Annotated in this window: 16 protein-coding genes and 1 riboswitch; of the genes, 3 read left to right on the forward strand and 13 right to left on the reverse strand. The window is 68.5% G+C overall.

The genetic code is table 11. The features are described 5' to 3' along the window. Positions 1-12 precede the first annotated feature (12 nt). The 13 genes from tolA to AC07O4_RS12635 all read right to left on the reverse strand — a co-directional run bounded on the left by tolA (position 13) and on the right by AC07O4_RS12635 (position 10,688). Complete coding sequence (gene tolA / locus AC07O4_RS12575; RefSeq protein WP_159277190.1) at positions 13-939, reverse strand: cell envelope integrity protein TolA; 927 nt, start codon at positions 937-939, stop codon at positions 13-15. A 3-nt stretch (positions 940-942) separates the two neighbouring features. Next, positions 943-1,380, reverse strand: a complete 438-nt coding sequence (locus AC07O4_RS12580) for an ExbD/TolR family protein (RefSeq protein ID WP_070060386.1) — start codon at positions 1,378-1,380, stop codon at positions 943-945. 34 nt (positions 1,381-1,414) lie between these two features. Then, entirely contained in the window at positions 1,415-2,137 is a 723-nt protein-coding gene (gene tolQ, locus AC07O4_RS12585; RefSeq protein ID WP_070060387.1) for a protein TolQ, read from the reverse strand. Then, positions 2,134-2,592 carry a tol-pal system-associated acyl-CoA thioesterase gene (gene ybgC, locus AC07O4_RS12590; protein WP_062481580.1) on the reverse strand — a complete coding sequence of 153 codons (459 nt, stop codon included), beginning with the start codon at positions 2,590-2,592 and terminating at the stop codon, positions 2,134-2,136. Before ybgC ends, tolQ begins: the two co-directional genes overlap by 4 nt. A 61-nt stretch (positions 2,593-2,653) precedes the next feature. After that, positions 2,654-3,841 carry a pyridoxal phosphate-dependent aminotransferase gene (locus tag AC07O4_RS12595; protein ID WP_495304710.1) on the reverse strand — a complete coding sequence of 396 codons (1,188 nt, stop codon included), beginning with the start codon at positions 3,839-3,841 and terminating at the stop codon, positions 2,654-2,656. Further along, positions 3,838-4,368, reverse strand: a complete 531-nt coding sequence (gene nusB / locus AC07O4_RS12600; RefSeq protein ID WP_070060390.1) for a transcription antitermination factor NusB — start codon at positions 4,366-4,368, stop codon at positions 3,838-3,840. Before nusB ends, AC07O4_RS12595 begins: the two co-directional genes overlap by 4 nt. Beyond that, positions 4,365-4,826: a 6,7-dimethyl-8-ribityllumazine synthase gene (gene ribH, locus AC07O4_RS12605; RefSeq protein WP_070060391.1), complete on the reverse strand. Its 462-nt coding sequence runs from the start codon at positions 4,824-4,826 to the stop codon at positions 4,365-4,367. Before ribH ends, nusB begins: the two co-directional genes overlap by 4 nt. A gap of 6 nt (positions 4,827-4,832) precedes the next feature. Next, a complete protein-coding gene (gene ribBA / locus AC07O4_RS12610; protein ID WP_495304711.1) occupies positions 4,833-5,987 on the reverse strand; it encodes a bifunctional 3,4-dihydroxy-2-butanone-4-phosphate synthase/GTP cyclohydrolase II in 1,155 nt (384 codons plus the stop codon). Continuing rightward, positions 5,984-6,646, reverse strand: coding sequence for a riboflavin synthase (locus AC07O4_RS12615; protein ID WP_495304712.1), 663 nt, complete (start codon positions 6,644-6,646; stop codon positions 5,984-5,986). The genes ribBA and AC07O4_RS12615 overlap by 4 nt, the downstream gene beginning before the upstream one ends. An 86-nt stretch (positions 6,647-6,732) precedes the next feature. Further along, entirely contained in the window at positions 6,733-7,863 is a 1,131-nt protein-coding gene (gene ribD, locus AC07O4_RS12620; protein WP_495304713.1) for a bifunctional diaminohydroxyphosphoribosylaminopyrimidine deaminase/5-amino-6-(5-phosphoribosylamino)uracil reductase RibD, read from the reverse strand. 28 nt (positions 7,864-7,891) lie between these two features. Then, positions 7,892-8,335, reverse strand: coding sequence for a transcriptional regulator NrdR (gene nrdR / locus AC07O4_RS12625; protein WP_007836918.1), 444 nt, complete (start codon positions 8,333-8,335; stop codon positions 7,892-7,894). A 33-nt stretch (positions 8,336-8,368) separates the two neighbouring features. Beyond that, positions 8,369-9,613 (reverse strand): serine hydroxymethyltransferase, encoded by a 1,245-nt coding sequence (gene glyA, locus AC07O4_RS12630; RefSeq protein WP_139705484.1) that lies wholly within the window; start codon positions 9,611-9,613, stop codon positions 8,369-8,371. A gap of 38 nt (positions 9,614-9,651) precedes the next feature. Next, a riboswitch (ZMP/ZTP riboswitch) is annotated at positions 9,652-9,778 on the reverse strand. Between the two features lie 49 nt (positions 9,779-9,827). Then, a complete protein-coding gene (locus AC07O4_RS12635; RefSeq protein ID WP_062481551.1) occupies positions 9,828-10,688 on the reverse strand; it encodes a lytic transglycosylase domain-containing protein in 861 nt (286 codons plus the stop codon). A 713-nt stretch (positions 10,689-11,401) separates the two neighbouring features. Here AC07O4_RS12635 and AC07O4_RS12640 point away from each other — a divergent pair. The 3 genes from AC07O4_RS12640 to AC07O4_RS12650 are packed head-to-tail and all read left to right on the forward strand — an operon-like array spanning position 11,402 to position 18,253. Continuing rightward, positions 11,402-15,223 (forward strand): DUF748 domain-containing protein, encoded by a 3,822-nt coding sequence (locus AC07O4_RS12640; protein WP_495304714.1) that lies wholly within the window; start codon positions 11,402-11,404, stop codon positions 15,221-15,223. 10 nt (positions 15,224-15,233) lie between these two features. After that, positions 15,234-15,416 (forward strand): hypothetical protein, encoded by a 183-nt coding sequence (locus tag AC07O4_RS12645; RefSeq protein ID WP_492745561.1) that lies wholly within the window; start codon positions 15,234-15,236, stop codon positions 15,414-15,416. Beyond that, complete coding sequence (locus AC07O4_RS12650) at positions 15,413-18,253, forward strand: DUF349 domain-containing protein (RefSeq protein ID WP_491513767.1); 2,841 nt, start codon at positions 15,413-15,415, stop codon at positions 18,251-18,253. Before AC07O4_RS12645 ends, AC07O4_RS12650 begins: the two co-directional genes overlap by 4 nt. Positions 18,254-18,271 lie beyond the last annotated feature (18 nt).

The raw sequence follows: 18,271 nt of genomic DNA on the forward strand, positions 1-18,271 counted from the left end.
GATTGCGGGGTGTCAACGCTTGGGCTTGAGCGTGACGATGAGCGACGGAAAGATGCGCCCGTCCGTGTCGCGCGGCAGCTTGTCGGTCTTGCGAAGACCGCGTTCGGCCGCTTCGTCCCAGGCCGGAAGGCCGCTGGACTTGGCGAGCTTGACGCCGACGATGGTGCCGTCGGGTGCCAGTCGCACTTCGAACTCGGCCTCGGGGTTGCCGTTCACGCTGTCGGCATCGGGGAAGGTGATGTTCGGGCGCACGGCGGCGGCAATGCGGCCGGCATAGCCGCTGGACGGGCCGGACGAGCGCTGGGCGTTGCCCTTGGCATCGTCGCTGCCGCTGGCGCCTGCCAGGCCCTGCATGCGCTTGAGCGTCGCGGCGCGGTCGGCGGCGGCCTGCTTGGCGGCCGCCTCCGCCTTCTTCGCTTCGGCCTGCTTGGCCTCGGCTTCCTGCTGCTTCTTCTGCTCGGCCAGCTTCTTCTGCTGCTCTTTCTTGCGCTCGGCTTCGTCCTCGGCGCGCTCCTTGGCCTCGAGCTCTTTCTTCTTTTGCTGCTGCACGCGCTGCTGCTCGAGCTCGCGCTCCTTCTGCGCCTTCTGCTCCTTGAGCTTCTTCTCGCGCTCCAGCGCGATGTCGGGCGCAGGGGCGGGCGCCGGCTCGGGCGGCTTGACGGCCGGGGGAGGCGGCGGGGGCGGTGCGGGCGCAGGCGGCGGCGGTGCGGGCACGGGGGCCGGCGGCTCCGGCACCGACAGGCGCGGGGCGGCCTGCATCACCGTGGTGGACCACAGCTCGGCATCGACCGCGCCGTCGTCGGCTTCGCTGCGCCAGCGCACGCCCCAGGTGAGGGCGGCGATCAGCAGCGCGTGGGCAATGAGGGCGAGCGCAACCGCGCGGGGCGTGCCGCGTTGCGGCGGCGGCGCGAACTCGGGGCGATCCAGGGCGAGCGACATGCCTTACTTGCCGCCCGTGGTCGTGACCGACAGCCCCACGCGCTCGATGCCGCTGCGCTTGAGCTGGTTCATCGCCTTCACGACGGTTTCGTACTTCACCGACTTGTCGGCGCTGATGACCACGGGGCGCTGGGCGTCGCCGCCTTGCGCGGCCTTGGCCGCCGAGCCGATCTGCGTCATGGGAATCGACGCGCCGCCGGTGCCGGTGGACGGGTCTTTCTTGATCTGCACTTCGTCGTCGCTCTTGATGACGATCTCGATGGGCTTGTCCGGCTGCTTGTTGGCCCGATCGACCGTCGGCAGGTTGATCACGCTCGGCGTGATGAGCGGGGCCGTGACCATGAAGATGATCAGCAGCACCAGCATCACGTCGATGAACGGGACCATGTTGATCTCGTTGATCGTGCGGCGGCCGCGGCCCCGGGATGAAACGGCGGGCATGTCGTCGCGTCCTTTGTCTTGTGCGCGCCGCTCTTCAGCGGTTCGCGGCGGTGACCGAGGCGGCGGGCGTCACGGCGCCGGGGTTGGCCGAGAGGTTGCGCTGCAGGATGTTGGAGAACTCTTCGATGTAGGTCTCCAGCGCGATGGCGATCTTGTCGATCTCGCGCGCGAAGCGGTTGTAGCCGACCACCGCGGGAATGGCGGCGAACAGGCCGATGGCCGTGGCCACCAGCGCTTCGGCGATGCCGGGCGCCACGGTGGCCAGCGTCACCTGCGTGAGGGCGGCCAGGCCGGTGAAGGCATGCATGATCCCCCAGACCGTGCCGAAGAGGCCCACATAAGGCGACACCGAGCCGACGGTGGCCAGGAACGACAGGTTCTGCTCGGCCGCATCGAGTTCGCGCTGGAAGCTCGCACGCATGGCGCGGCGGGCGCCGTCGAGCAGCGTGGCCGCGTCGGTCACGTGGCGCTCGCGCAGCTTCTGGTACTCGCGCATGCCGGAGGCAAAGATGCGCTCCATGGGGCCGGCGAACTTGGCGTTCTGCGCCGCCGAGGCGAACAGCTCGTTCAGGCTGGTGCCCGACCAGAACTCGCGTTCGAAGTCGTCGTTGAGCACGCGGATGCGCTTGAGGGCAAAGTACTTGCGGATGATGGCGGCCCAGCTGGCGACCGACACGATCACCAGCAGCAGCACGACCAGTTGCACCACGAAGCTGGCGTGGAGCAGGAGATTGATGATGGAGAGATCTTGGTTCATGGCTTGAAAGGTTGAGTCATGGAGCCGCTGGAGTGCTCGAGGGTTCCCGAAACTTGGGCCGGAATGCGCGCAGGGCGCAAGGTGGCGGCGTCCACCCAGCCGATGCGGATCGTGCCTTCGCAAAGCAAGACCGGTGCCGCGGCCCCGGTGCGTTCTTGCTCTGTTTTTGATAGCACGCGCTGACCGATTATCAACGACGCGGTGCCCAGTTGCCGCAGCTCGGCTGTAACCAGCAGTTCGTCGTCCAGCCGCGAGGGCCGATGGTATTTGAGCTGCGTTTCGCTCACCACGAACTGGCCGCCGGTGGCTTCCTTGAGCTTGCGCTGCTCGACGCCCAGGGAGCGCAGCCACTCGGTGCGACCGCGCTCCATGAACTTCAGGTAGTTGGCGTAGAACACGATGCCGCCGGCATCGGTGTCCTCCCAGTAGACGCGGATCGGAAACTCGAAAGTCACTTGCATGCCTCCGTGCTTCGCACTGCGGCGCGAGCTTGCTTGGGGCGGCCCGGCGCTACGCTCATTGGGCGATCATGGCCCGCAGGCGCTCGACCGATTCCTGCAGGTGCGCCATCGAGCTGGCGGTGGAGAAGCGCACGAACTTCGCGGTCTCGGCGATGCCGAAGTCGCGGCCCGGCGTCACGGCCAGGTGGGCGCGCTTCATGGTCTCGAAGGCGAAGTCCCAGCTGCCCGAGATGCCGAGCTTGTCGGCCACGCTCGTGCAGTCGGCCCAGGCGTAGAAGGCGCCGTCGGGCACCACGGGCACGTTCAGGCCCAGGGCGTTCAGTTGCGGAATGAACCAGTCGCGGCGCGCCTTGAACTCGGCGCGGCGGCGTTCGTACTCGGCGATGCTCTCGGCCTCGAAGCAGGCCAGCGCGGCGTACTGCGACACCGTGCTCGCGCAGATGAAGAGGTTCTGCGCCAGGCGCTCGACCACCGGCACCAGCACCTCGGGCACCACCAGCCAGCCCAGGCGCCAACCGGTCATGTTGAAGTACTTGCTGAAGCTGTTGATGCTGATGACGTTGTCGTCGATGGCCAGCGCCGTCTGCCCGAAGGCATCGTCGTACGACAGGCCCAGGTAGATCTCGTCGATCAGCGTGATGCCACCGCGCTGCGACACCACCTCGTGGATGCGGCGCAGCTCGTCGGGCGCGATCGAGGTGCCGGTCGGGTTCGAGGGCGAGGCCAGCAGCACGCCGCGCGTCTTGTCGGTCCAGGCGGCTTCGACCTTGGCGGCGGTGAGCTGGAAGCGCTCCTCGGCCGTGGTCGGCACCAGCACGGCCTTGCCATCCGCAGCGCTCACGAAGTGGCGGTTGCAGGGGTAGCTCGGGTCGGGCATCAGGATCTCGTCGCCCGATTCGATCAGCGCGAGGCAGGCCAGCTGCAACGCGGCCGAGGCACCGGCCGTGACGACGATGCGGCGCGCCGGCACGTCGACGTTGAAGCGCTGCTTGTACCAACCGCTGATGCGTTCGCGCAGGTGGTCCAGGCCGGTGGCCTGCGTGTACTGCGTGGCGCCGGCGCGCACGGCGCGGGCGGCCGCTTCCTGCACCAGGGGCGGGGCGGTGAAGTCGGGCTCGCCGATGTTCAGGAAGATCATCGGGCGGTCGGTGTGGGCCACTTCACGGGCCAGCACCCCAGCCGCTTTCGCGACCTCCATCACATAGAACGGTTCGATGCGCTGCGCGCGCGTCGAGATCCTCATGGGCGCGCCTTGCCGGTGGCCCGGTCGGCTTCCACTTCGAGCGGGCGCAGCTGCGGCGCCAGGCCATTGAGCACGGCGTTCACGTACTTGTGGCCGTCGGTGCCGCCGAATTCCTTGGCAAGTTCGATGCACTCGTTGAGCACCACGCGCCAGGGCACATCGGGGCAGTTCTGGAACTCGTACACGCCGATCCACATCACGGCGTGCTCGATGGGCGAGATCTCTGCGAACTTGCGGTCCAGCAGCGGCAGGATCAGCGCGTCGAGCTGTTCGGCACCGTTGATCGAGCCGTGCAGCAGCGCGTCGTAGTGCGCCGCGTCGGCCTTGTGGAAGCCCGCGAGGTCGCGCGTGAAGTGGTCGATGTCGGTCGGGTCGTTGCGGCCCACCAGGTGCTGGTAGAGCGCCTGCAGCGCGAACTCGCGTGCGCGGCTGCGGTTCGACTTGGCCGCGGCCTTGCGAACGCCCGTGCTCGTGAGGCCGGTGCGCGACTGGCGGGACTTGGCGGACTTGGAGGTGTCTTCGGTCATGAAAGGGTGGCCAGCAGTTGTGCCATCTCGACCGCCACCTGGGCTGCGTCGCGGCCCTTGTCGGTCTGGCGGGCGACGGCCTGTTCGAGGTTTTCGGTCGTGAGGATCGCGTTGGCGATGGGCAGGCGGTAGTCGAGCGCGACGCGGCTCACGCTCGCGCCCGATTCGTTGGCCACCAGTTCGAAGTGGTAGGTCTCGCCGCGGATGATGCAGCCCAGCGCCACGAGCGCGTGGTAGCCGCCGCGCTCGGCGAGCGCCTGCAGCGCCACGGGCACTTCGAGTGCGCCGGGCACCTGCACATGATGGATGTCGGAGGCGGCCACGCCGAGCGCTTCGAGCTCCGACAGGCAGGCCGTGGCCAGCGCATCGGTGATGTCGGCGTTGAAGCGCGCCTGCACGATGCCGATGCGCAGGCCTTTGCCATTGAGCGTGATCTCGCCCTTGTTGGAACCTTGCATGGTCGTTCAGTCTTTCGTGAGGTAACCGGCGATTTCGAGACCGAAGCCGGCGGCCATGCTCGGCATGCGACGCGGCGCGCCGAGCAGGTTCATCTTGTGCACGCCGCATTCGCGCAGGATCTGCGCGCCGATGCCGTAGTTGCGCAGGTCCATGCGACCGCGCTCCGGGGCTTGCGCGGGGCGCGCGGTGCCGTCGAACTGCGCGAGCAGCTCGGCCGCGGTTTCGCCGCAGTTCAGCAGCACGGCCACGCCCTTGCCTTCGTTCGCGATGTGCGAGAGGCTGGCGTCCAGGCTCCAAGAGTGCATCGGGCGGTTGACTTCGAGCGCGTCGAGCACCGACAGCGGCTCGTGCACGCGCACCGACACCGTGTCTTCAGGCGCCCACTGGCCGCGCACCAGTGCCAGGTGCACGCCGCGGCTGGGCTTGTCGATGAAGGCGTGGGCCGTGAAGGCGCCCCAGTTGGTCTGGATCTCGCGGCGGCCGACCTTCTCGACCAGCGATTCGACGCGGCTGCGGTGCTCGATGAGCGCGGCAATCGTGCCGATCTTGAGGCCGTGCTCGGCCGCGAAGATCTGCAGGTCGGGCAGGCGGGCCATCGTGCCGTCTTCGTTCATCACTTCGCAGATCACCGAGGCGGGCGAGCAGCCGGCCATGGCGGCCAGGTCGCAGCCGGCTTCGGTGTGGCCGGCGCGCATGAGCACGCCGCCGTCCACCGCCTGCAGCGGGAAGATGTGGCCGGGCTGCACCAGGTCGGCGGCCACGGCGTTGCGTGCCACGGCGGCCTGCACGGTGCGGGCGCGGTCGGCGGCCGAGATGCCGGTGGTCACGCCTTCGGCTGCCTCGATGGAGACGGTGAAGGCGGTGGAGTGCTTGGCGCCGTTGCGCTGGACCATCGGCGGCAGCTGCAGCCGCTCGCACATCTCGCGCGAGAGCGTGAGGCAGATCAGGCCGCGCGCGTGGCGGGCCATGAAGTTGATGGATTCGGCGGTGATGTGGTCGGCGGCGATGACGATGTCGCCTTCGTTCTCGCGGTCTTCCTCGTCCACGAGGATGACCATGCGGCCGGCGGCCAGCTCGGCCACGATGTCTTCGACCGGGGAGATCGGTGCGGGTGCACGGTCGGCGCGCGGGGCGCCGATCGGCGTGACGGAGGCGTTCATTTCGAAGTGTCCTTGGGAGACGTAGGAGAGGGTGTGAGCATGCCGGCCTGAAGCATGCGCTCCACGTAGCGCGCCACGGTGTCGATTTCGAGGTTGACCTTCGAGCCGGCCTTCAGGCCGCCGAGGGAGGTGTTTTCCACGGTGTGCGGGATCAGGTTGATGCTGATCTCGGCGCCGCCTTCGATGTCAGCCACGTTGTTGACCGTGAGGCTCACGCCGTTGATGGTGATCGAGCCCTTGTAGGCCAGGAAGCGGGCGAGGGCAGGCGGTGCGACCACGCGCAGCTCCCAGCTTTCGCCGACCGGCGCGAAGAAGCTCACGTGGCCGATGCCGTCCACGTGGCCCGAGACGATGTGGCCGCCGAGACGGTCGCTCGCGCGCAGGGCCTTCTCGAGGTTGATGCGGCTGCCTTCGTCGGTCAGGCCGGCCGTCTTGTCGAGGGACTCCGCGGAAATGTCGATAGTGAATTGCCCGCGTTCAGGTGCGAGCGTGGTGACCGTCATGCAGGCGCCGTTGAGCGCGATGCTGTCGCCGAGCCCGACGTCGTCGAGGTAGCCGTCGGGCACCTCGATGCTGAGTCGCTTGCCGTAGGAGGAGGAGGTGCCGAGGTCGTGGATGGCGGCGATGCGCCCCACGCCGGTGATGATTCCGGTGAACATTTCCACATTTTCGCAGACATCGAGGGGTCTTCGGCCCGAAGGGCCGGTTTGCGGCTGCGAATGTGCCGCGCCGCGTGGGCGGCGGCTCAGAAGCGGTCGCGGCCGGCGACGCGCGCGACGATGCGCAGGTCGGGCCCCAGCATGTCCACCGACTTGAATTCGAGCGGCAACGCACCCGTCAGCGACGTGAGCGGGCCTTCGGCATGCAGGTGGCTGGCGATGTCGAGTCCGCTGCCGATCAGCTTGGGCGCCAGGTACACCAGCAGCTCGTCCACGCAGCCTTCGCGCAGCAGCGAGCCGTTGAGCTTGTGGCCCGATTCGACGTGCAGTTCGTTGACGCCGCGCGCCGCGAGGTCCTGGAGCATCGCGGGCAGGTCGACCTTGCCGTGCAGGTTGGGCAGGCAGGTGATGGTGGCGCCGCGGGCTTCGAGTGCGGCCGCCTTTTCTTCGTTGTGCCGGCTGGCGGCGTAGATCCAGACGGCGCGGCCAGCTATGAAAATGTGAGCGTCGGGCGAAGTCTGGAGATGGCTGTCGACCACCACGAGGTGGGGCTGGCGCGGCGTGTCGACCAGGCGCACGTCCAGGCGCGGGTTGTCTTCGAGCAGCGTGCCGACGCCGGTCAGCACGGCACCGGTACGGGCCCGCCAGGCGTGGCCGTCGGCGCGCGCGGCCTCGCTGGTGATCCACTGGCTCACGCCGTTGTGCAGGCCGGTGCGGCCGTCGATCGAGGCGGCGATCTTCATTCGAACCCAAGGCTGCTGGCGGATCATGCGGCTGAAGAAGCCGATGTTGAGTTCGCGGGATTCGTCGGCGCCCGGTCCGACTTCGACCTCGACGCCCGCCGCACGCAGGCGCTCGAAGCCCTGTCCCGCCACGAGCGGGTTCGGGTCGGCCAGCGAGGCCACGACGCGGCGCACGCCGGCGGCGATGAGCGCGTCGCAGCAGGGGCCGGTACGGCCATGGTGCGAGCAGGGTTCGAGCGTGACGTAGGCGGTGGCACCCGCGGTCGAATGGCCCTGGGCCTGCGCGTCGCGCAGTGCCATCACCTCGGCATGCGGGCCGCCGGCCTGTTGCGTGTGGCCCTGGCCGATCACGCGGCCGTTGGCGTCGCACAGCACGCAGCCGACGCGCGGGTTCGGGTCGGTCAGGCGGATCGCGGAGGTGGCCAGCCGCAGGGCGGTGGCGATGTGGGAGGCGTCGTGTCGGGAAGAGGACATGCCGGGTTCGTTCACGCCTTCTCGGGGGTCAGATGTCGCGCAGCAGCTGGCGGAACTCGTCGACGTCCTCGAAGCTGCGGTACACCGAGGCAAAGCGCACGTAGGCGACCTTGTCGAGTTTCTTGAGTTCGCGCATCACGAGTTCGCCGACTTTCGTCGAATCGATTTCGCGCAGGCCGCTGGCCAGCAGCTTCTGTTCGATGCGCAGCAGGGCGTTGTCGATCTGCTCGATGCTCACCGGGCGCTTGCGCAGCGCCAGCATCATCGAGGCGCGGACCTTGGTCGAGTCGAAGTCGGCGCGGCTGCCGTCCTTCTTGACCACGACGGGGAAATTGACGTCCGGGCGCTCATACGTGGTGAAGCGCTTGTCGCAGGCGCTGCACTGGCGGCGCCTGCGGACGAAGTCGGCGTCTTCCGAAACGCGGGTCTCGACGACCTGCGTTTCGAGATGACCGCAAAAAGGGCATTTCATGCGGCCAGTGCTTCTCTTCTTCTATTTACGAAATCAACGGTAGACAGGGAAGCGGCTCGTCAAGGCGTGGACCTTGGCGCGCACCGCGTCGATGTTCGCCGCATCGCGCGGGTTCTCGAGCACGTCGGCCACCAGATTCGCCGTGATGCGGGCCTCTTCGTCCTTGAAGCCGCGCGTGGTCATGGCGGGGGTGCCGATGCGCACGCCGCTGGTGACCATCGGCTTTTCCGGGTCGTTGGGGATCGCGTTCTTGTTGATCGTCATGTGGGCGGCGCCCAGCACGGCTTCGGCTTCCTTGCCGGTGATGCCCTTGGAGCGCAGGTCGACCAGCATGACGTGGCTTTCGGTGCGTCCGCTCACGATGCGCAGGCCGCGCGCGGTGAGGGTGTCGGCCACGATCTGGGCGTTCTTGACCACCTGTTGCTGGTAGGCCTTGAACTCGGGCGTCAGGGCCTCCTTGAACGCGACGGCCTTGGCGGCAATCACGTGCATCAGCGGGCCGCCTTGCAGGCCGGGGAAGATGGCGCTGTTGATCGCCTTCTCGTGCTGCGACTTCATCAGGATGATGCCGCCGCGCGGGCCGCGCAGGCTCTTGTGCGTGGTCGAGGTCACGATGTCGGCGTGCGGCACCGGGTTGGGGTACACGCCCGCAGCCACGAGGCCGGCGTAGTGGGCGATGTCGACCATGAAGATCGCGCCGACGTCCTTGGCGACCTTGGCGAAGCGCTCGAAGTCGATGTGCAGCGAGTAGGCCGAGGCGCCCGCGATGATCAGCTTGGGCATGTGCTCATGCGCCTTGCGTTCCATCGCGTCGTAGTCGATGGCTTCGTTGGCGTCCAGGCCGTAGCTCACCACGTTGAACCACTTGCCGCTCATGTTGAGAGGCATGCCGTGGGTCAGGTGACCGCCTTCGGCCAGGCTCATGCCCATGATGGTGTCGCCGGGCTTCAGGAAGGCGAGCATCACGGCTTCGTTCGCCGAGGCGCCGCAATGCGGCTGCACGTTGGCGGCATCGGCACCGAAGATCTGCTTGACGCGGTCGATGGCCAGTTGCTCGGCCACGTCGACGTGCTCGCAGCCGCCGTAGTAGCGCTTGCCCGGGTAGCCTTCGGCGTATTTATTAGTGAGCTGCGAGCCCTGGGCGGCCATGACGGCCGGCGAGGCGTAGTTCTCGCTGGCGATCAGCTCGATGTGATGTTCCTGGCGCGCGTTTTCGGCTTGAATGGCGGCCCAGATTTCGGGATCGGTCTGTTCGACCAGGATATTGCGTTGGTACATGGCAGTCCTTTGAAGACGAGGTCCTTGTTCAACCAAACAAGGGCTGCCCAGGCGAACGGCTGAACGCCTGTTGTGGTCAGGCGGCACGCTTCCCAGTGGTATTCCACGTCAGCGCGTGGCACCTTTTTCAGGGTGCTGCGCCTATCGCCAGTCGCGTACAGGCCGAGTGTAGCGCAGGCCCGCACGCATCCGGGCCGGGAGGGCCGGCAAGGCCTCAGGAAACTGCGGAGAGCAGGGCGACCTTGGCCGGCTCGCTGCCGGTGGCAGGCTCTTCGCCAGCCGGCTTGGCCGGTGCCACGACCGGGATCGGCTGTGCGCGCGCCGTGGTCGGCGGCGGCACGACCATCGTCGAGGGCGCACGGCCGGCGGCGACCTGGCGCAGGCGCTCGTGTTCGGCCAGCACCTTGGCGGCATAGCCGCCGTCGTCGTCGAGGTTGGCGGCGCCCACGTAGTAGCGCAGGCCGCCTTCGAGCGAGCCGGCGCGGGCGATGCATTCCTGCAGCACCTTCACGCCGACGCGCATGTTGGTCACGGGGTCGAAGGCGGTGAGCGTGCCGCCCGCGCTTTCGTACTTGTCGCCGTGCACGCGCGTCATGACCTGCATCAGGCCCTGGGCACCGACGTGGCTTTGCGCGAACGGATTGAAGCTGGACTCGATGGCCATGATGGCCAGGATCAGCGTGGGGTCGAGCTTGGTGCGCTTGCCGATCTGGTAGGCCTCGGAGACCAGCACGCTCAGCGGTTCGGCCGCGACGCGGTACTTCTTGCTGAGCCAGTAGGCCACCGCCGCCTGCTGCTTGGGCAGCTCGTCGGGGCTTGCGGCCGTGGTGCGCTCGATGGCGGTCGGTTCGAGGTCGGTGGGTTCGGGCGCGGGCTTGCGCGACTGCAGCCAGCCCATCAGTTGTTCCTCGCCGGTCTTGCGCAGGTCGGGACGCGCCACGAGGGCGAGGGCCGCGAACACGATGGCCAGGCCGACCAGCGCAAACCCGTTGTGGGTGATTTCAAAAAAGCCGTCTGCCACATCGGACACGAAGGTCCGTAGCCCGCGGGCTGTGGCATCAAACGCCTTGCTCATCGCTTTTTTCCTTTCTGTGCGGCACCTGGCATGCAGCGCCTGAAAGGGCGGTGGATGAAGGCAGCGGCGCTTGGATTGGTATGTACGAATCAGGCTCCGCGCATGGAGGGGGTGTGGGGTAGGGAGCGCGGCGGCCTGATCACGCCGGTGGAATTCGGCAGCGGATTCAGGGAGGCCCTGCTGCGTCCGGCAGCAAGGGCAGGCGGGATTCTATCGTGGCTAAATACACGGTCAAGCATAAGGATTTGGTTTCATATGTTAATAAGTGCTTGAAGAATCCCCCCGTCCGAGGGGCTGCCAAGGGGAGCGGGCCTACGGGAAATCCCTTGGAAAAAGGGATTTGCAAAGGAAGGGTGGGACGCCTAATCTGGACGGGCCTGAGGTTTCAGGCGTTTTTCCGAAGTCAGGCAGTCCGAGGTGCAAGTCAAGGACTCGAACGATGGAGGACTCCACGGCGGCAATCTCTTGCTGCCAGCACGGCGGGAACCATTACTTCCGGTCGCGCGAATCGATGGCATGGGTTTTGAGCCCGCCATCAAGCCCGGTGACAAGACACTTCGTTGACTCACCGGGCTTTCTTGTTTGTGGGGCTCACACTTTCGGCCTACCGATCCTGTCGAGGGGCGCGTGGGCATCGCAATGCCTCGCCAAAAGGGAACGCATTCACGTTTCCGCAGACTTTGTTGGCGTCTGTTTGCGGCACACTTCTGCGGATGGATGCTGCTTCGATCAAACAGAACAAATGGGTGCGGCGTGGGGTTGTCGCGTTGCTGGTGGTGTTGGCCCTCTGGGTCATCGCGTGGCTGGCGGTGCCGCCGATCGCCAAGAGCCAGCTCCAGAAGATCGCGAGCGAAAAGCTGGGCCGGCAGGTCACCGTCGGCAAGATCGACTTCAAGCCCTGGACGCTCGAGCTCGCACTGAATGACCTGCGCATCGCCACCGCCGACGGCAAGCAGCCGCAGGTGGCCATCAAGCGCATCTATGCCGACGCCGAACTGCAATCGCTGTTCCGCCTTGCGCCGGTGATCGACGCGGTGACGGTCGAGGCGCCCGCGGTGCTGCTCACGCACCTGGCCGATGGCAAGTACGACATCGACGACATCCTGGCCAAGCTGGCCTCGGGCCCGCCGCCCGATCCGAAGGCCGAGCCCGCGCGCTTCGCGATCTACAACATCTCGATCAAGGACGGCGCTGTCGACTTTGACGACCAGACCGTCAAGCGCCGGCACGAGCTGCGCGGCTTCATGCTGAACGTGCCGTTCCTGAGCAACCTCGCCTCCAAGCGCGAGATCACGACCGAGCCCAAGCTGGCCTTTGCGCTCAACGGCAGCCAGTTCGACTCGGCCGCCTTCACGACCCCGTTCGCGCAAAGCCGCAAGACCGACGCCCACGTGCAGTTCAAGGGGCTCGACCTCGTGCCCTACCTGGGCTACATCCCCGGCGGCCTGCCGGTGAAGCTGCAGGCCGGCAGCCTGGATGCCGACCTGAAGATCGATTTCCAGCAGACCAGCACCATCGGACTGAAGATCACCGGCACGGTCGAGGCCCATGGCGCCAAGCTGGGCGACGCGCGCGGTCGCGACCTGCTGGGCTTCGACTCGCTCAAGCTGGCACTGGCCGACGTGCGACCGCTGGAGTCGGTGTTCCACCTGAGCGAGGTCGCGCTGACCAAGCCGCAGCTGGTGGTGGCGCGCGACGCCGCCGGCCAGCTCAACCTGATGGCCACCGACCCGGCGACCGGCGCGGCCGAAAAGGCGGCGCCGCTGCCCGCGCCCGCCGCCAGCGCCCCGGGCGGCAATCCGGCCGTCGAGAAGCCCAAGCTCAAGGTGCAGGTCGACAAGATCGCGCTCGACGGCGGCCGTGTCGGCTGGCGCGACGAAACCGTCAAGCCCGCCGCGGCCATCGACCTCACCGACCTCGGCATCAACCTCACGGCCGTCACCTGGCCCATGGAAAAGCCCGCGCAGTTCGACGGCAGCACCGCCGTCGCGGGCGCCACGCTGAAGTTCAAGGGCAATGCCACCGACAAGGTCGCTGACGTGCAGACCGAGGTCGAGGCGCTGCCGCTGTCGCTGGCCGCGCCGTACCTGGCGCAGAGCCTGGAGCCCACGCTCGACGGCAAGCTCAGCGGCCAGATCGATGTGTCCTGGGCCCAGCCCGACCTGAAGTTCAAGGCGCGCCGCCTGGCGGCCGACGGCCTGGCGCTGACCCAGGCCAAGACCGCGCTGGCCAGCGTCGGGCGCTTCGAACTGGTCGACGCCGAGGTCGACATGACCAAGCACACCTTGAACATCGCGTCGTTCACCGCGACCAACCCGAAGGTGAGCGTCGAGCGCGACAACGAGAAGCGCTGGATGTTCGAGCGCTGGCTCAAGACCCCGGCCGGCGGCGCCAAGGTGGCGGCGCCCAAGCCGGCCGACGCCGGCGCGGCGCGCCCGAATAGTGCCAACACCAAGCCCTGGGCGCTGACCCTGGGCACGCTGGCGGTCGACAACGGCAGCCTGTCCTATGCGGACAAGGCCGGCTCGGCGCCGGTGGCGATCGAGGTCACGGCCTTCAAGCTGCTGGCCCAGAAGATCGCACCCGACACCAACACCGTCTCGCCGCTGCAGGTATCGGGCCGCATCGGCGCGGGCCGCCGCGCGGACCCGGGACGCTTCGACTACAAGGGCAACATCGTGCTCAAGCCGCTGGCGGCCGAGGGGCGGCTCGAGGTGGCGTCCTTCCCGGCGCATGCCTTCAAGGCCTACTACGCCGACGCGCTCAATGTGGACATCCGCCGCGCCTTCGCGAACTACCGCGGGACGGTGCGCTACGCGAGCGCGCCGGCCGGCATGAGCCTGAAGCTGGCCGGCGACACCGCGCTGGACGACTTCCGCGCCAACAGCGTCTCGCTGACCCAGTCGCCTGGCTTCGACCGCAACAACAGCCAGCTGCTGAGCTGGAAGACCCTGAGCCTGCGCGGCCTGCAGGTCAGCCTCGCACCCAACGCGGCCCCGACCGTGGACGTGCGCGAAACCACGCTGACCGACTTCTTCGCCCGCGTGATCGTCGACCCCACCGGCCGCCTGAACCTGCTGAGCCTGACCAAGAAGGGCGAGGAAGCCTCGAAGGCCGCCGCGGCCGCCGCCACCGAAGCCAGCACCAAGAAGGGCCCGGGTGGCACGACCACCACGACCCGCGCGCCGGCCGCCTCGGCGCCACAGCGGGCTTCGGGCGGTGCGCCGGTGTCGGCCGAAGCCATGGTCGGCGGCGCGCCCGAGCCTGCGCCGGCTGCGTCCGCACCCGTCGTGGCTGCCGCGCCTGCGGCCGATAGCGGCCCGGCGCCCGTCATCAACTTCGGTCCGATGAGCCTGGTCAACGGCAAGATCGACTTCACCGACCTGTTCGTCAAGCCCAACTACTCGGCCGACCTGAGCGAGCTGACCGGCAAGCTCAGTTCCTTCTCGTCGAACCCGCCGAACGGGCAGGGCGGTCGACCGGCGCTGGCCGACCTCGAGCTGCGCGGCAAGGCGCAGCAGACCGCGGCGCTGGAAATCACCGGCAAGCTCAACCCGCTGGCCAAGCCGCTCGAACTTGACATCACCGCCAAGATGCGCGACCTCGACCTGGCGCCGCTGTCGCCGTATTCGGTGCGTTACGCGGGCCACGGCATCGAGCGCGGCAAGATGAGCATGGACGTCAATTACAAGATCGCGCCCGACGGCCAGCTCACCGCCACCAACAAGCTGGTGCTCAACCAGCTGAAGTTCGGCGACGAGGTGGCCGGCGCGCCCAACAGCCTGCCCGTGCGCCTGGCCGTGACCTTGCTGGCCGACCGCAACGGCGTGATCGATGTCGACCTGCCGCTGCGCGGCTCGCTCAACGATCCGCAGTTCAGCATCGGCCCGCTGATCTTCAAGGCCGTGGTCAACCTGATCGTCAAGGCCGTGACCGCGCCGTTCAGCCTGCTGACCGGCGGCCTGGGCGGTGGCGGCAGCGGCGACTCGAGCGCCATCACCTTCGAGCCTGGCAGTTCCACGCTCAGCAGCGGCGCGAAAGAAAGCCTGGACAAGGTCGTGAAGGCCCTGACCGAGCGGCCGACGCTGCAGATGACGGTGGTGGGTACCTCCAGCCTCGAGAAGGAGCGCGACGCCTACCAGCGCCAGCGCCTGCGCCAGCTGACCCAGGCCGAGAAGCGCCGTGTCGCGGTGCGCGGCGGCCAGACCGGCACCGAGGTGGCGCCGGTGACCGATGCCGAGTACCCGGAGCTGCTCACGGCCGTCTACAAGCGCTCCGACATCACCAAGCCGCGCAACATGGTCGGCCTGGCCAAGGACCTGCCGGTGAAGGAAATGGAAAACCTGCTGCTGGCCAGCGTGCCGGTCGACGAGGAATCGATGCGCCAGCTCGCCGTCGAGCGCGGCGCCGTGGTGCGCGACTACCTGCTGGCGCAGAAGCTGCCGAGCGAGCGCCTGTTCCTGGGGGCCGTGCGCACCACGGCCAGCGGCAGCGACTGGAAGCCCGGCGCCGAGCTGAGCCTGACCATGAAATAGCCGGCGGGGCTTGGCTTTTCGCCTCGCCTTGCCATATATCTTGCGGGCCCTTTTCAGCCCGCCGAACGGTGCGCGCCGCAGTTCCGACACGGAATTCGGCGGGCTGTTCGCCAACTGGGTGAAAATGTCGATGTGCGCCGGCCTTTGCCGGCGCCTTCGCTTTCTCTACCAAGACAACGATTTCGCGCAGTGACCTCTACTTCTTCCAAGCCACACGACCTCCAGGCCCTCGACACGCTCACCGGCGGCGCCTTCACCGCGCCGACCTCGGGCGAGCGCGCCGCGCGCATCCGCGACTGGCTCGCGGGCAACCCTTCGTCCGAGCAGATGCAAGAGGTCTTCAAGGAGTTGAGCGGCCGCGACAAGGGCGCCGCGCGCCTGCTGCGCGAAAAGCTCGACGAAATCAAACGCGCCAAGGGCCAGGAAGCCATCGCCGCCGAATGGGCGCAGAAGGCCGAAACGCTGCTGGCGCAGTCCAAGCTCAACATCGCCGACGCACTGGCCTGGCAGCGTGACGCCGCCAAGGCCGGCGCGCCGCTGTCGCGCGAACCGCTGGCCGGGCTGAAGGCCCAGCTGGCCGAGCGCGTCAAGGGCATCGAAGACCTGCAGCACCGTGCGCAGGTCCACCGCGAAGCTGCCGTCCTGCTGGCGCAGCGCTTCGAAGTGCTGTCCACCAAGGGCTGGAAGGACGCCCAGGCCGCCGAGGAATCGCTGCGCGCCGACGTGACCCACTGGCAGCAGCAAGCCGCCGACATCGTGGCCGATGCCAACTGGAACAGCCTCGACGCCAAGTTCGCACCCCAGCTCGAAGCCTCCAAGTCGCAGCTGCTCGTGGTGTCCGATTCGTTCCACGGCGCGCTGGCGCAGGCCGTTGCCGCCGCGGCCGATGCCGCCGCGCCGCTGCCGCCGGTGCCCGTCTGGGCCGACGAACTGCGCGCGGCACGCGGCGAAGTGGTTGCGCCCAAGCCCGCCGCGCCCGCCCGTCCCGCCGCACCCAAGGTCGACCCGGCCGTGCGCGCCGCGGCGCAAGACGCCGTGCAGGCCGCCCTCGCCAAGCTCGAACAGGAAACCGCCGAAGGCCACGGCAAGGCCAGCGCCGGCGCCGCCGCCGCGCTGCGCGCCGTGCTCAAGGAACATGGCAAGCTGGTCGACGCGCCGCTCGAAGCCCGCGTGCATGCCGCACTGGTCGCCGCCGGCGAACTCGAAGGCTGGCAGCGCTGGAGCGCCGACAAGGTGCGCGAAGACCTCGTCGCCAAGGCCGAAGGCCTGCTCAAGCGCCCCGAAGGCCAGGCCCTCGGTGGCCGCAAGATGCAGGAAACCCTGCGCGCCCTGCGCGACCAGTGGAAGCAGGCCGACCAGGGCGGCGTGCCGAACCACGCGCTGTGGAAGCGTTTCGACGAAGCCTGCAACGAAGCCCACAAGGTCGTCGAGGCCTGGCTCGAGAAGGTGCGCGCCGATGCCGCCGAACACCGCGCCCTGCGTGTCGCGCTGATCGAAGAGGTCAAGGCCTGGGCCGCCGCGCATGCCGGCGCCACCGACCTGAAGGCGCACAACCGCGCGCTGCACCAGTTCGCCGACCGCTGGCGCGATGCCGGCCACGTGGGCGAGAAGGTGTTCGCCGAGCTGCAGCCGCTGTGGAATGAAGCTTTCGGCGCCGCCCGTGCCCCGTTCGAAACGGCGCAGAAGGCCAGCGTCGAACGTCGCCAGGCCATGATCGCCGAAGCCACCGAGCTGGGCGCCCAGCCGATGCTGCGCATCGATGCCGTGAAGGCGCTGCAACAGCGCTGGCAGCACGAGGCGCAGAGCGTGCCGCTCGACCGCCGCCACGAACAGAAGCTGTGGGACGCGTTCCGCGCACCCATCGACGAAGCCTTCAACCGCAAGACGGTCGAGCGCGAAAAGGCATCGGCCGCCATGAGCGAGCACGACCGCCATGTGCTCGAAGCCTCCAAGGCGCTCGACGCGGCCAATGCCGGCGGCGACGCACAGAAGATCCGCGCCGCCATCGCCGGCCTCGAAGCTGCACTGCGCGGTGAAGTGCCCGCACCGGCACCCGCCACCACGAGCGACGGCCCCTCGGTCGGCGCGACCGGTGTCGAAGCCCCCGGCCAGGCCGCTGCCGAGTTCGGCGAAAGCGCCGAGCAGACGCCGGGTTCGAGCGATGCCGAAGCCACGCCGTCCGCACCCGCGGCAGCAGTGGCCGACGCGCCCGACCTGGTCGCTCCCGCAGACGGCGCCGATGCTTCGGCCCGCAGCGACAGCGCCGCGCACGAAGCCGGCGAGGCTGCGAGCGTCGCTCCGGCCGCGCCGCCGAAGCCCGCACCCAAGCCCGTGGTCGCCATGCGTGGCGACGACCGGCCCAGCAGCAAGAAGGCCGAAGCCGCACCGGCCGCTCGCGGCACGGGCCGCTTCGGTGATCGCCGCGACGGTGGCCGTCCCGGTGCCGGCGGCCCCGGCCGTCCGAACGACCGCGGCGGCCCGCGTCCTGATGCCCGTGGTGGCGATCGCGGCGCGCCGGGCGGTGGCCGTTTCGGCGACCGTCCGCCGCGCGAAGACCGCGGCCCGCGCCTGGGCGATGCCGCCTTCCGCGCGCAGCGCGAAGCGCTCGAGCGTGCCGACATGGCGCTGCGCAAGCTGGCCGCGCAGGCCCACGGCGAAGCGCTCACGCAGGTGCTCGGCGCCTGGGAGCAGCGCGATGCCGCCCGCCTGCCCAGCGTGCAGGAACTGGGCCGTGCCGTGACGCCGGCCGTGCGCACCCAATGGTCGCAGGCCGTGGGTGCCGCACCGACGGCCGGCGCGAGCGATGCCGCCGAAGCACTGCTGCGCCTGGAGATGGCCGCCGAAGTGCCGACGCCCGCCGAGCAACTCGACGCACGTCGCGCGCTGCAGCTCAAGCTGCTGACGAAGCGTGGCGATCCGACGCCGGCCCAGACCTGGGGTCAGGATGCCGGCAAGGTGCTCGCCGCCGCGCACGACGCCGCCACTGCGCGCCGTCTGCAGAACGCACTGAAGGCCTTGCTGCGCAAGTAAGGCGTCCGCGCGCGTTCA

This window comes from Variovorax sp. GW821-FHT09D04, assembly GCF_059416405.1.

What these genes read in the sequence shown, in the direction of transcription:
- glyA (WP_139705484.1), bottom strand. Translation starts at nt 9,613, where the DNA reads ATGTACCAACGCAATATCCTGGTCGAACAGACCGATCCCGAAATCTGG.
- AC07O4_RS12635 (WP_062481551.1), bottom strand. Translation starts at nt 10,688, where the DNA reads ATGAGCAAGGCGTTTGATGCCACAGCCCGCGGGCTACGGACCTTCGTG.
- ribBA (WP_495304711.1), bottom strand. Translation starts at nt 5,987, where the DNA reads ATGAACGCCTCCGTCACGCCGATCGGCGCCCCGCGCGCCGACCGTGCA.
- ribH (WP_070060391.1), bottom strand. Translation starts at nt 4,826, where the DNA reads ATGCAAGGTTCCAACAAGGGCGAGATCACGCTCAATGGCAAAGGCCTG.
- ribD (WP_495304713.1), bottom strand. Translation starts at nt 7,863, where the DNA reads ATGTCCTCTTCCCGACACGACGCCTCCCACATCGCCACCGCCCTGCGG.
- tolA (WP_159277190.1), bottom strand. Translation starts at nt 939, where the DNA reads ATGTCGCTCGCCCTGGATCGCCCCGAGTTCGCGCCGCCGCCGCAACGC.
- AC07O4_RS12640 (WP_495304714.1), top strand. Translation starts at nt 11,402, where the DNA reads ATGGATGCTGCTTCGATCAAACAGAACAAATGGGTGCGGCGTGGGGTT.
- AC07O4_RS12580 (WP_070060386.1), bottom strand. Translation starts at nt 1,380, where the DNA reads ATGCCCGCCGTTTCATCCCGGGGCCGCGGCCGCCGCACGATCAACGAG.
- AC07O4_RS12615 (WP_495304712.1), bottom strand. Translation starts at nt 6,646, where the DNA reads ATGTTCACCGGAATCATCACCGGCGTGGGGCGCATCGCCGCCATCCAC.
- AC07O4_RS12595 (WP_495304710.1), bottom strand. Translation starts at nt 3,841, where the DNA reads ATGAGGATCTCGACGCGCGCGCAGCGCATCGAACCGTTCTATGTGATG.
- tolQ (WP_070060387.1), bottom strand. Translation starts at nt 2,137, where the DNA reads ATGAACCAAGATCTCTCCATCATCAATCTCCTGCTCCACGCCAGCTTC.
- nrdR (WP_007836918.1), bottom strand. Translation starts at nt 8,335, where the DNA reads ATGAAATGCCCTTTTTGCGGTCATCTCGAAACGCAGGTCGTCGAGACC.
- nusB (WP_070060390.1), bottom strand. Translation starts at nt 4,368, where the DNA reads ATGACCGAAGACACCTCCAAGTCCGCCAAGTCCCGCCAGTCGCGCACC.